Raw genomic sequence first — 13969 nt, 5'->3', positions numbered from 1 at the left:
TCATTATTTGGGCAATATGATATCCTCAGGAGATTTTTAGATTTTCTACAGGATCTTACTTATGGAGACATAATCCTGCCATCAATCATACTTATGGCTCTTTTTTTATGGTTCATGGGTAGTGTGTATGACTATCGGGGACAGTTATCGTCCACAAAATGCCATAGGTTGATTTTGGGAGCATTACTTAAAACGAAGTGTGAACGTTGTATGATTCCTGCATCCTTGACATCTGTCTTGATAGCTTATGTTTTTTGGCGGTTAGGATATATATTTGTTTCTAAAATATTGATAGTCACATTAATGACGCTTTTTCTGTGGGGTGCATGGTTTGTGACTAAAACTTTAAATAGGATATTCAGTCTGCGCAGACAGGAAACGTATATCACATGGAGTCAAATTTCTTTGTTGGCTGCTTTTGGATTATGGATTGTTGTGATAGTATGTTGTTTGAATTTACAAAACAATAATCCCACCGATACGGCAATTATTACTGTATTTGGTGCGGTACTCGGTTGGATATTCCAGGATACCATCAAGAGTGTTGCTGCATTTTTTTATCTTCGTGCAAATGGACTGCTGCAGATTGGCGACTTGATTGCAGTACCAGCAAAGGGTATAGAAGGATTTGTACGAACCATATCTCTCACCACCGTAACAATAGAAAACTGGGATACAACAACATCTGCATTCCCTACTTTTATCCTGCATGCTGATCATTTCAAGAACAGCCAGCGTATGTTAGAAGGTAAGACGCTCGGAAGATTGATGAAAAAGACATTTATTATTGACTCTGGTTGGGTTCACCCATTGACAGACAATGATATTAAACGATTGCGAAGAGCATTGGATGTAGAAAACTTTTTTGTTGAAAAGGAAGTGAAATGTGACAAGCTAAATATAGAGGTTTTCCGTCTTTACATTTATCATTGGCTGATGAACAATCCAAACGTATCACAGCAGCCGCGCTTGATAGTGCGCTGGCTTGAACAGACCAGTGAGGGACTTCCTCTCCAACTTTTAGTCTATCTTACAGACACTATGCTCGATGCCTTTGAATGGCAGCAATCTCAAATTATGGAACACGTAATTAAGGCGATGGGATGGTTCGACTTGCAACTCTATCAGAGTCCTTCGGGATATGATGCAAGCAACAGTAATATTTATCTTACGCAGCAAACTGCCGATTATCGTAAAAAACCAGATGAAAATGCTAGACTTAAATAATAATATAGGTTACAAGGAGGATCTTTTCAGAAAGATGCGTCCGTTGCCTCCTTATGAACAGAGAGATTTTGCAGAATGCCAAGACTCCTTTGACGAGAAAATCATTGAAGGTTGGTATTGCGCAAGGGAATATGTACTCGAACAATTAAGTAAGGATAAGAATATGGGTGCTGATGGGATTCATCCCTTTTCGTCAGATCATGTTCATGTCATTATTCATTATACATCCCCTATGGCTTTGTATGTTGCCAGACAAGTAGCATTGGTGGCTCATTTTCCTAATTTCAGAGAGGGTGCAGGCAAAAAGTGCATTCCCGAATACTGCACAAAGATTACGATTCTATACAATCGTACCGTGCATTCCAATATTATAAAAGAGTTGAAGAAGGATGAATATCTCTGCAATTTGCCTGATGTCTGTAAGTGTAGTCTTGTGAATGGTAATACGAGGGAAACTTATGAGGTAATCAATAAGCAGTCATATATTGACATCGAATTAGAACTCGTAGCCTACGAAGACGATGAATTTAACGAATACACCCCGAAAAGGGAAGAAGGTAGCAGTTTGCAACCTGTCATAATCGATAATGACGTACTTGGGAAAATAAGCCATAGTACTCAAAAAATAGACGTTCGAAATGCTCGTCGTGTAAACATGGTGTATAATGTAGGTGCAGACATAGACAACCTTCCTCCCGATGATCCGAATACTGCCGAACGTTATGGCAAGGCATTGCTCTATTTCTGCTATCAACAACCGTTAGAAGAAACAAAAGAAAAATGGGATAGTCTTTGTTCAGATAAAGAAAATGATATGACACTTGCATATCAGATAAATTTGCGTAATAAACTCTCCAACGTATTTTGTTCCGACTGCATTCCTACACGTATCAAGTCTGTATTGGACAAACCTGATGATTTGCTAACAAAAGACGAAAAAGAACTTCTTGCTATAGTGAATGATAATCTTCAGGTATTGGCACAATGTGAGCATGCCCGTTGGAATGTAGAGAAACTCATCCTTGGTTTTTCTCCACTTACTCCCGAAGAACGGTGGGAGGATGCTCAACTTTTCGGAACTTCCCGCAATGTATATCGCAAATCTTTAAAGAAAAAAGGGCATCACATTGACCTTTGCTCTTATCAGGATCTTCGACGGATTGACCCAGGAAATATGAAGTATGATTGCTTCTTAATGCTGGCAATTCCTAAAATATTGAGAAGTTATTAGTTTTATGTATTCATCTTTAATTTTAAAACGATGAAAAAGATTCATATTTTTGTAGCAGGGGCAAAAGACCTGAAGCTGCAGCGTACGGCTCTTAAAGCCTTAGGAAATGATATCAATGCAGAGTTTGAACATTCTGGAAATGATACGAGTCTCTCCATAAGAACGTATGAGAATTTTGGAGAAAACCAAGAAGAATATAATACATATATTCAAGACAAGGCTGACTTGATAATTTTCGTATTGGAAGGTAAAATAGGTCCTTATACGGAAAAAGAATTTTTGGTAGCTTATCAGCAGCTCAAACTGAAAAAGCATCCGCAAATCTTAGTATTCTTAAAAGAGTTTACTGAGCAAACTCCAGATATCTTATATATCGAAGGACTCTTGAAAGGTTCTATCAACCAGTTCTATGTTTCTTATAAAAACAATGAGGACTTAATTGCGAAAGCAAAGGATCGTATCAAGAAGTTCGTGTCGCAACATAAGGAGAGTAAATCATGTAAGGGATTCATAAAAAAATATCTCAAACCGATAGGATTGGTGGTGGCAGCAGTGGTCTTGATAGGAGTTGCCATCTTGGCTCAAAACTTGTTTAAGTCTCCAATACTATTATTGACTGGTGGTGGTTCTGCTGCAAATTTCATTGAGAGAAATCATCCTGGTTTCAACCTGCGTAACTTTGATGGCGGTTATTATGTACACCTTCCAAGTAGTAATGCCTGGCTTTTGTTAACAGAGGAGGTGATAACTCCTGGTGTTGCTAATCAACGGCAGTATTATCCTGTTTGTTTATCAGCGGAACAGGCTAAAGATAGCTGTTTCTTAACAGTCACTTCTAAAAACTCTTTCATTCAGAAAGGTTCTATTATAGAGGTGAAGGTAGGTTATGATACGCTGAGTGTTTGTTTAAAAAACGATGATGTATTCAAACACATGATAAAGGATTTTGATAGTAGAAGAATCACCAGCTCTGAACTTGCTTCAATTATAGCCAATCGTAAGAAAAATCATGTAAATGTGTTTACTACGAGTACAGGAAGTGGCACACGACATACTTTTGAAAAATTATTGGCAAAGGAAAATTATCTATTGGCAAAGGATACGACATATCTCTTCTCCGAAGATTCTGATTTACCTACGGTTAATAGGGATGGAAGCCCATATATTCTTCTGGATAGTAAGGCTTACTGTATGAAGAAACTCTACGAAAGCGACGTGAAGTTGGGCAAGGCTTTTAATCTTGTTGTAGTAAATGACGAGGATAAATCCCCTGTCTTGAAACCTATTTATCTCTATTTCATGGCTTATAATGAAAAGGGAGGAAATGATCTGACAATCCCTCAGCCTATCATAAAGCTGTTGAAAGAATTGAATTTTAATGTGGGTAAAAAAGTAAAAGACAATACGATTCGTCGTTATTCAACAGATAGTATTATCCTCAAGTTTGATGAGTTGCCAGAAATCAACTAAATAAAGACACATATAGGTATGCTGATAGAAGATAAAGATAGAAATGATAATGAAGTCGTTCGGAAACTTATCGCTGAAGCAGAGAAGTATTCTTTAGCAGAGCATGGAAATGAGCGATTGGAATGCTACTTGCTGTTGAGCAATATGACGTCTTTGTGGTTGTTGCAGACAACAGGCATTCCTGATGATTTATATCAGAAGGTGGATGTTTTTGCCACGACCCAAGAGGATTTTATGGCGAAGTCTATCTTCGTTAAATTACCTCATATTAAGTCTCCTTATCCAGCTTTAGACAGAAAACCTATTGATGTAAACTCGGAAACCACGGTGCATCTGGTCATCTTTGGCAAGAATGATTTGGTGGAGGCTTTGGGCATCAATGCAGCTTTAGTGGCTCATTATCCTAATTATTGCCGTGATCATCGTTTGAGAACACGTATCTCTATTGTGGCGGATGATATCTATGAATGGAAAGACCAATTTGTGCAACGCTATCAGCATCTGTTTAATAATTCTTATTATAGAATCATCAATCTTGAGGAAGAAAATCCCCATTGTCTTTGTCATCAACCTATGTATGGTAAGACTCGTGAAGATTTTGTGGATGTAGAATGGGAGTTTGTGAACGGAAATTTGCGCAATGATGCTTTGAGGACAAAACTGTCGGAATGGGGCGAATCGGAAAATCAGCAACTTACAGTGGCGATTTGTACGGACGATCAGCAACGCAACTTTATAGAAGCGTTTACGCTGCCAGAGGAGTTGTATAAGAATCAGATTCCAGTGTTGTGCTATACAGAAGAGAGCGATATGATGAACTTGATTAAGAATGACGATAGGTATCAAACAGTACTCCCATTTGGCAGTTATATATGTCAAAAGGGAATTTTAGAATCCTTGAAGCAACTTGCCAAGAGAGTGAATTATGTATATAACTATTGTTTTTCTTTGCCACATAATGTTCCTATTTCGTCTCCATCGGTTATTGATGAAAGCAAATTGGATTGTTTGTGGGCACAAGTTGGTTCGCTTCCAAAGCAATATTCCAATATATTCAATGCCATGACCATTGGTTCCAAAATGCATTCGCTTGGACATGGGCAGGAAGATTGGCAAAGGTATTATGCTTTGTCAAAGCAAGAAATAGAGATAATGACAGAGGTAGAACACAACAGATGGAATATGGAAGAACTAATTCTTGGTTATCGACCTGTGACTGACGATGAGCAGAAAATGATAGAGAAGGATATATCTTTAAAAAAGAAATTTCGTGAAAAGAAAATACACTATGACATAAGGGCATTTCATGACCTACGTCCTGATGCGACAGGTAAGCAAGTCTATGTCTATGACTTGGCACTTACTCAAGGCATTCCGCTCATAGTAAAAAGCTGTTTCCGTTAGTTTTTAAGGAGTTCCATTTTTGTTCTCTTACTAAATGAATTTCGAAATATCATGTATTATAAGTTGACATACCATAATTCTGTAGATAAAAAGCAAGTAGGAGATTTCTTCCTATGTGGAGCCCAGAAGTTGGATATAGGACAGACAAACTGTTGCGAACTTAGATTGCCTGAATCTTCTGATTTTGAACCTGTAGTTTTTGCAACCATTTTGTGCAAACAAGAAGGGAAAGGATATTTTATCATCAGACGAACAGACTTCCATGAGTTGCAGATTAATGGGAAACGATTGAATATTTGCCAATCCTTGAAAGATGGCGACTTGATTTCTTTTGTGGTTGATGGAAAGATCATATCACTTTTGTTTTCTATGTATAATGATGGCGAATATAGTGCTTCGATGGGAGTTGTTTATAAGAAGTATAAGCCAAATCGAAAAATTCAATATGGGATAGCTGGTATTGCATTTTTGGCACTTTTGATATCTGCTTTGTCAATGTGTTTCAGGAAAGATTATCATATCCTTCGTCATGAGAACATAGATGCTTATGCTGCTTCTATTTATCATATTCATGTAGATTCCGTTTATCTTCTACAAGACAGCATTATAAATGGAAAGGTGGAGGAACAGATGTTGGAAGCTATTGCTTTAGATAGGCAGGTTGCTGGAACTTGTTTCCTGACATGTGATAGCTTGTTTGTAACAGCTCGTCATTGTGTAGAACCTTGGATAAATGATGAGGATTGGAATGGAATTTCTTATGATGACAAGATGTCTCCTGCTGTGAGATTGGCAACGATGGCAGAGACTCGTAATATGATGTTGGGAGAAGAAAAATATAAAGTCAAGGCTCATTGTATAATCAGCAAGGGTCTTGAACTATATGAGTATTATTCCACAGATTTCCATTTTAATAAGTCGAGAGATCAAGTCGTTTGTCTTGGAACTGATCAGCATCCTATATATTGGCGAACCATTGTTCCATTAGCATCCAGACGTGACATGGAATTGGGTGATTTTGCCTATGTGGAATCCAAAGGTCTGAAGGGAAATCTCCAATTAGCAGATATGAAGGATATGAAGGCTTTTAGGAAACAGGCAGATAAAGACATTGTAGCCATCGGATTTCCATTGAATGATAACCAAGAAGAAGGTATTTGTGCAAAGGCATTTGGTAATAGTCAGAATGTGGAGTTGGTAAAGAATGATAGCGAAATAGCAGGTTGTATACAAATGTCGGCACCTATCAATCCTGGCAATTCTGGAGGTCCTGTCTTGGCAAAAATTCAAGATAGAATTTTAGTGATAGGAATCGTTTCTAAGGCGGATGGACAAGCAACGCAAGGTACATTTTGGGCAGTTCCTTCTACAGAAATTGTTTCATTGAAGCAACGTGGAGGAAATATTATTGATACTTTAATATTTAGAAGATGATTTGTTTGGATGAGATAGTCGGCTATATGACAGAAAATTCCATATGGCATCTGATGGATTTCCTGTTGAGAGCAAGGTTCGACAAAACACCTGCTCATTTGAATCCTTATATGATAGGAGTAGATCATGATGAGTTCTGCTTTTTAGAGAAAAATGTAGAAAAATCAAATGTAGAGGAAAGCGAATATGTTTGGCAAATCGGGCATCTTGCCTTTTATGCATTGATGGGAATGCCAGCCTTTGGTGCAGATGATGATAGAACCCAGACACCGCAAACGGAAGTTCCTTATATAGGTGTCTCTCATTGTAGCGAAACTTTGAGCAGTCTGATTCATAGATGTCTTCTTTTCGAGTCCTCAAGAAGACCCAAACTGTCTGATTTGCAACAATATATTGCAGACAACATGGATAAAAAACTATTTCCAAAGAAAAAGATAACCAATGCGAAGGGTAAGAACTATTCTGATTCTTTGGTCAACTTTTGGCCAGAGGAGATGGTTACAGTCATAGTTTTGATATTGATGATGGTATGTCCCAATATTGCTTATGCCCAAACCGATGTACCCAAGGAAATGGTCACTATTATAAATAGGTGTAAATCTTTGCGTACTTCAGCAAATGCTAATAAAGTGTCTCGTGAATTCCTTTTTGACAAGCAATGGACTCTCATGGATGAAATTGATATAGATAGGCATGGCGAATGTACGGTCAAAGATAGGGTGACGATGTTCGGGATTAATGACATGGGCTACCGCATTGCTAAAAGACAAAATGGCGTAACCAATATGGGCGGCAGATTCCGTAATGGGCAAGATGAGCGGTATAAGTTTTCTTTTATTGAGATTACGATTAAGAAGAATATGTCTGTGAGCTATGAGATAACGGGGCGACAGGGATTGCAACAGTTTGCAGTTCTGCCTTATCATAATACATCGTTATTTACAGTTTCAGTAACTAAAGGAGGAAAAATATTTGGTAAAGCTACTATGAGGGATGGGACTTGCTTTGTACAACTCGACAAAAAGGTATCAAAGAGTGATAGTTTTAAGCTGTCGATACAAAACAAGACTGGTAAAAATATGGCTTTTGTAATCGTTAATTACAATCCTGGAAAATGAAAGGTATGATGAGTAAAGTTCTTCTTCTGTTTGCTTTGTTGTCTTTTTCCCCCTTTACTGGAAAGGCGCAAGACCATTTCTTCTCTGATCAGGTGGTAGATGATTATTTCATGGCTTACGACCTGAATGAGAAAAAGGAATATATCAAAGCCTTTGATCTGCTAAAAAAGGTGGAAATAGAGATGGACAATAGTTTATCGCAGAAAGGTATAACTGTAACCGATCTTCATGAAGATGATTTTTTGATGCCATATTGGGCTGTAAAGAAAAGTCTGGGAGAGGTGGCTTATAAGTTAGGACTATATAAGGAAATGGATGCTTATAGCAAAGGTCTGATGGATATATTCGGCAAACATGTTTTTAAAGAACAAGCTAACTATAATACTTGTCTTGCCGATTTATATAGGATTGCAGGTAATTCTTGTTTTTTGCAAGGAATATATCAGGAGGCAGAGGCATATCTAAAAATGGCTTTGCCAATGAAGTCTGCAGATTTTGATTTTGCTGATGCATTACGAGATGACTTGGCTCAAATATACTATCAGCAGGGTAGGTATTCGGAAGCTATCACTCAGCTCGATTCTATTTTGGCTGGACCTCGATATAAGGAGAATGCACGAGTGAGAGGTATGGAATCTCTTCGCCAAGAGATAATGTCGCAACGGGCTTTATGCTTAGCTCGTAACGGGAAATATAACGAAGCCTATGAAATCATGCAATCCATATTGGGTTATTTCAAACAGCATCGTGACGACAAAAGAAGAGCAGAAGCATTGCGCAAAACAGCTAAGATTCTCATGTTGAAGTATGATGGGACAGGAATTTATAACCCTCAGGCTTTACAATATTATAAGGAATATCTCGCTTTGTCCAAAAAGTTCATTGATCAGAATTTTGTCCGCATGTCAGCTTCCGAAAGAGAACAGTATTGGTTGGCAGAGCAACCTTTTGCCACAGACTGTTATCGTCTGGAAGGCAGGGATGCAGGTTTTCTCTATGATGTAGCCTTGTTCAGCAAAGCTATTCTACTGCAAATGAATAGGCAATTTAAACCAGACATGAGTCTATCGAATAGAAAACAAACTCTTTCTTCCATTCGAACTACTTGGCTGGATGTGAAAAGAGCTATGCCGCGAGGTTCATCGGCCATAGAGTTTATCACTTATGAAAAGAGAGGAGAAATTTATATAGGTGCTTTAGTGATTAACAAAGAGAGCAAGAGCCCTGTATTTGTAGAGATTATTTCATATGATTCCTTATTTAATTATCCCTTGGAGAATGGTATTACCTTAGGAGAAGCTTTATCTTCCAATGAGTCAGAGATGAAGAACCTGATTTATCGGAATTTGAATTTGAGGAATTTAATATGGAATCGTAAATTAATAAATGTAATAGGGCAGTCTAAGTCTATATATTTCGCAGCAGATGATTTATTGCATCTCCTTGCAATAGAATATCTTTTACCGGAAAAGTTGGAAAGGAAACCATTTTATAGAATGACTTCCACCAGGTTGTTGGCAGAACGTTCACACAAACAGAAAATTAGCAACGTTCTATTTTGTGGTGGTGTGAACTATGAGTCGAAAGAAAAAGAAGAAGAAGGAAAGAATAATGATAAGGTAGCATATTACAGAATGTCGCATGAGATTATGGGTCTTCCTTATTTGTCCGGTTCACTAACAGAGGTTGATAGCATTTCTATTTACAGGAACAATCCAAAGGATAGTATTTTGGTTGGAATGCAAGCTTCCGAGGGAGTTTTGCGAAATCTCTTAGGGAAATATTCTGTCATTCATCTGGCAACACATGGATATTTGTCAAATTCTACATCCTATGCTTCTGACTTGATACCAGCATCAGCAGACGAACAGTTATCTAATAGTTGCTTATTTTTGGCAGGAGCGGAAAGTTGCATGAGCAATAGTAGTTTCAGTCCTGATAATTATGATGGCATCTTGTCTGCAAGAGAGTTGGCAGATCAAGACTTGTCTCATGTTAGTCTTGTTGTCTTGTCTGCCTGTCAGTCGGGCTTAGGATATATTTGTACAGATGGTGTGTATGGACTTCAGCGCGGATTGAAAACTGCAGGTGTGAAAGCCATCATTGCAAGTCTGTGGAGTGTTGATGATCAGGCTACTATGCTGTTGATGAGAAAAATGTATGAATATCTTGGTCAGGGAAATCCACTGCATGAAGCTTTTTCTAAGGCGAGATTGTATCTGAAAACGGCAACGATAGAAGAACGTTATCACCGTTCCCAACTTCCTGACCTTATTGTTGAGAAGAATTTTGATGATCCTATGTATTCTGATGCCTTTATCTTGATAGATGGCAATGAATGAGAAGGACGAATATAAAGATATAGTTAACGTAAGTATAAACATAAATGATATAAAAAGATGAAGAAGCAAGTTGTTTTATTGCTGTTGTTATTAATTTGCAGTTCTCGTTCTTTTGCTCAAGGGCCGATGACGGGTGTACAACCTAAAGATGGCATGATGGGTAATTTGCAAAATATGCAGATGGATAATTTTGAGGTGAATGTCAACCAAATGGATGATGATACCAGAAAGAAACTGAATCAAGTAGCTGCTATCTATCGTTCAAAAAGCAGAGGCGCATTCACAGATATAAGTAAGTCTATGCTGTACGGAGGCGTTTCTTCCGTTTTCACTGTCATTAGCAATGAGATCATATCGTTGACAAAGATACGCTCACAGCAAAAGAAAAAGTGGATGGAAATGAGGCAAAATGAGTGCTTGTTTATAGATAGTTTGCAGTCTTCTAAAGGACAGAGCGATTTCTATAGGAAGCCATCCGTTCATGGTGCCTTGGATCCAAGCGATATGAATTTTGATGGAATCACTTTCCGAGCCAGCCGTAATGGAAATGAGATTCTCAAGATGGTGTGTCATATTGATACCACCAAGTTCTCCCATTTATTCTTGCATAGCAAGTTTTATTTAGTATTGGATAGTGTCGTGTTTCATCCATACCAGTCGTATCTGCCAAATTTTTCTGCCAATCGCATAAGGGGTGTTGACTCAAAAAGTTCTAAGGAACAGATTGACTATTGGAATATGATCAGCAAATTTAGTTTCTCCGAACAGCAATCTCCTACCATCAATATTCGCATGGACTTCTCTTCATCATGGATTAATGAGGCAGTACAGGTTTATCAAGATGTGAAATTGGGTTCTTTCAGTGTAAATATTCCTATCAATGAGATGGATTTGGGAAAGGATTCCGTCTATGTTTATAGTCGCCAGGAGGCTTTGATGAAGCATAAACAGTTGATAGATATTACGGGCGACTGTTTTGTGATACCTCGTTCTTATATGCCTGTAGCTGCCAACAATCCTTCTTGGGGTACTGGTGAATATAAGATGAAAGTAGTGATGAGCGAGCGATGCCAATATAACCCCACTAAAGGCCGTTCCAGCAATTGGCACAAAGACTACAAGCAGCTGGTTAGGTTGCAGAATCATGGTAAAGCCAAAAACGAATACATGATGAATGTTGTCTCCTCTTTTAAGGAGAGCAAGGATAATATCATCAAAGCAACCTATACACCATTGATTAATAGCCTGCAAAACTCTTTAGGATTGAATGCGACGGGTAGCGCAGCAGGTAGTAAGATGGGTGCGATGGGAGGAATGCAAGGCGCAGGAAAAACTGGAAGTGCTGCTGGTCAAATGCCACAAGGCGCAGGGCAAGGTATGCCAAAGAAACCATAGAAAACAAAATTCAGACTAAAGCGATTTCTTATGAAAAAAGTAAAATATGTTCTTGTATTTTTCTTAAGTATGCTAATGACTAATGGGCTAATGGCTCAAAATGTCTCATATTGGCAAACGAAAGGAGACAGTTTGTTTAATGAGGGGAATAAACTGATTAGAGTTAATCATAAAGAAGAGGCTTTAAAAGTATTCAAGAAAGGACTTGATTGTTTTCGATATATAAATCAAGGAAATAATATTTACTATGCTTTAGGAGAATTTTCTTTAGGTGCCCTTTTGGCAGAATTAGATAAAGATCGTGAGGCGGCACCTTTTTTGGAACAGGCTTATCACCGTTATTCCCAACTCATGCCTATAGCTGATGTCTTCACATGTAAAATGTTGTATAATCTGGTGGATAATTATAATAAGACAAATCATAATGAAAAGGCATTGGATATGCTGAAGGTTATGCTTGCTAAGATACAACGTTTTCATCATATAAACTCTGAGGAATATCTTGGCGCTTTGGAATTGGCAGGACGGATTTATTTTAAAAATTCTTTATATGCGCAAGCCAAAGAAACCTATGAAAAGTATTTGAAAATTTCAATCAATTATGATATGTTTAAAGATTCATTATTTGTTGATTGTAATGCTTTTACACAATTGGCTGAATGCGAAAATGTGTTGGGTAATTATCAGAATGCTGAAGAATATTTTGCAATAGCTGATTCTCTGTTTACTAATTTTAGTCAACAAGGAAAATACAAGTACATACATTTTCTTTTGTTGAATAAGCGTGGTAATAATCTGATCATGTTAGGCGAAAGAGAGCTTGCTATGGAGTGTTTTGAAAGAGCTGCCCAAATTGAGACAGGAAAGAATGATGAAAGAAGCAAGTTGATTACCATGAACAATCAGGCATGCTTACTTTTGAAAGAAGGTTGTCAAGAGGCTTACGAACAAGCTTATCAAATATTCCTGTTGATATGTCAAGAGTACGAAAAGTTAGGATTGAAAAAGTCTCAAATGTATGGCACAAGTAAGACCAATTGTGCCTTTTGTGAAATGAATTTGGGAAAAGGAACAGAAGGGCTCAAGTCTATCAATGAAGGAATTGCTATATTAGAGTCTTTAGGAAAGACCAAAGATCTCAATTATTTTGTTGCGCTCATAACCAGAATTGGATTATTGGGGATGACAGACGATCTTTATAATATAGAAAAGTATAGTCTCCAGTTGTCTGATTATGTTTCAGGTCAATTGCATGATGTCTTTCCATACTTGACCGAGAAAAATAGAAGTGCATTTTTTGAAAAACTTACAAGTTGGGGTACCTTTCTCCTTCCTACTCTGGCAGAAGAATATAAGACACCAGTATTGCTGAAGGCTTTGTATAATAGTATCTTGCAAACACGTGGAATCTTGCTGAATAGCACATTGAATATTGATCGTATCTTGCGGAAAAGCTCAAATGATGAATATAAATCTCTCTATAATCAATACATGGAAGCTAAGAAAAGGAAGATAGATTATGCAATACAAGAAAAATTGGAGAGGAAGATTCTGGAGATATTGCCGTCACAAGGTGATTTTCTGAAAGATATGAGTATCAATGTTGATAGTGTCCGGGAACATCTTGGTTACAGAGACATTGCTGTGGAATTTCTTGCTGTAGAAAATGTAGATGATGAAGATTCCTGCTATTATGCTTTGACACTGAAACATAATGATTCTATCCCTCATATATATAAAATATGTTCCAATATAGAACTTCGGGATATTTGCCAGCAACCTCTTGGAACTCTTTATGATAAGGTGTGGGGTACTCTGAGTAATGAACTGCAAGGAGTTTCTAATGTTTATTTTGCCGTAGATGGTGATTTCCATAAGATTCCGATTGAATATTATCCTGATTATGAAGGAAAGAGCCTGTTTGATAAGAAACAATGTTTTCGTCTCTCTTCTACGCGAGAAATTGTCAAGCAAAAAACTATTCATCCACAAAATATAAAAGATGTGGTTATCTATGGAGATATTGACTATGATTATAGTGAAAATATAGCAGATAGCGTAGCTGTTCAAGATGAGGTTGACTATATAGAGTATGTAGATAGTGTGGATGCGGAAAGAGGAGCTTTGGATTTGTTCTTGCCATTGAAAGGTACAAAGTATGAAATGGAACAAATTACAGCAATCCTTAAGAAAAAAGGCTTGACTCCTATTTGTCGTAGGGGTGAGGAGGCAACAGAAGAATCTGTGAAAGCTCTCAGTTACAATAGTCCGACGTGGCTTCACATAGGAACTCATGGTTTTTATTCTGCCTCAAATCCGCAACCGCCCTCATAAGATGACACAGAGGT

The 13969-nt window shown here is 37.7% G+C and carries 9 protein-coding genes; all 9 read left to right on the top strand.

What is annotated here, in order from left to right:
- Nucleotides 1-450: 450 nt before the first annotated feature.
- The 9 genes from DW917_RS17210 (at nt 451) to DW917_RS08145 (ending at nt 13955) form a co-directional block, all read left to right on the top strand.
- Nucleotides 451-1227 (top strand): mechanosensitive ion channel domain-containing protein, encoded by a 777-nt coding sequence (locus tag DW917_RS17210; RefSeq protein ID WP_158570086.1) that lies wholly within the window; start codon nt 451-453, stop codon nt 1225-1227.
- Nucleotides 1211-2458 (top strand): hypothetical protein, encoded by a 1248-nt coding sequence (locus DW917_RS08180; protein WP_158570085.1) that lies wholly within the window; start codon nt 1211-1213, stop codon nt 2456-2458. The genes DW917_RS17210 and DW917_RS08180 overlap by 17 nt, the downstream gene beginning before the upstream one ends.
- Before the next feature lie 30 nt (nt 2459-2488).
- Entirely contained in the window at nt 2489-3928 is a 1440-nt protein-coding gene (locus tag DW917_RS08175; RefSeq protein WP_118117672.1) for a hypothetical protein, read from the top strand.
- A gap of 18 nt (nt 3929-3946) precedes the next feature.
- Nucleotides 3947-5332: a hypothetical protein gene (locus DW917_RS08170; RefSeq protein WP_118117670.1), complete on the top strand. Its 1386-nt coding sequence runs from the start codon at nt 3947-3949 to the stop codon at nt 5330-5332.
- 51 nt (nt 5333-5383) lie between these two features.
- Nucleotides 5384-6766, top strand: a complete 1383-nt coding sequence (locus DW917_RS08165; protein ID WP_118117668.1) for a S1C family serine protease — start codon at nt 5384-5386, stop codon at nt 6764-6766.
- A gap of 5 nt (nt 6767-6771) precedes the next feature.
- The gene (locus DW917_RS08160; RefSeq protein WP_147344146.1) at nt 6772-7884 is read left to right on the top strand and encodes a hypothetical protein; all 1113 of its coding nucleotides are present in this window, start codon (nt 6772-6774) and stop codon (nt 7882-7884) included.
- Between the two features lie 5 nt (nt 7885-7889).
- A complete protein-coding gene (locus DW917_RS08155) occupies nt 7890-10226 on the top strand; it encodes a CHAT domain-containing protein (RefSeq protein ID WP_158570084.1) in 2337 nt (778 codons plus the stop codon).
- Between the two features lie 126 nt (nt 10227-10352).
- Complete coding sequence (locus DW917_RS08150; protein WP_118117662.1) at nt 10353-11621, top strand: hypothetical protein; 1269 nt, start codon at nt 10353-10355, stop codon at nt 11619-11621.
- A gap of 30 nt (nt 11622-11651) precedes the next feature.
- Entirely contained in the window at nt 11652-13955 is a 2304-nt protein-coding gene (locus DW917_RS08145; RefSeq protein WP_118117660.1) for a CHAT domain-containing protein, read from the top strand.
- Nucleotides 13956-13969 lie beyond the last annotated feature (14 nt).

This window comes from Prevotella sp. AM42-24, from assembly GCF_003461825.1.
GTDB lineage: Bacteria > Bacteroidota > Bacteroidia > Bacteroidales > Bacteroidaceae > Prevotella > Prevotella hominis.
The sequence above is the reverse complement of the archived record's forward strand: the minus strand, read 5'-3'. Positions and strand labels throughout refer to the sequence as shown.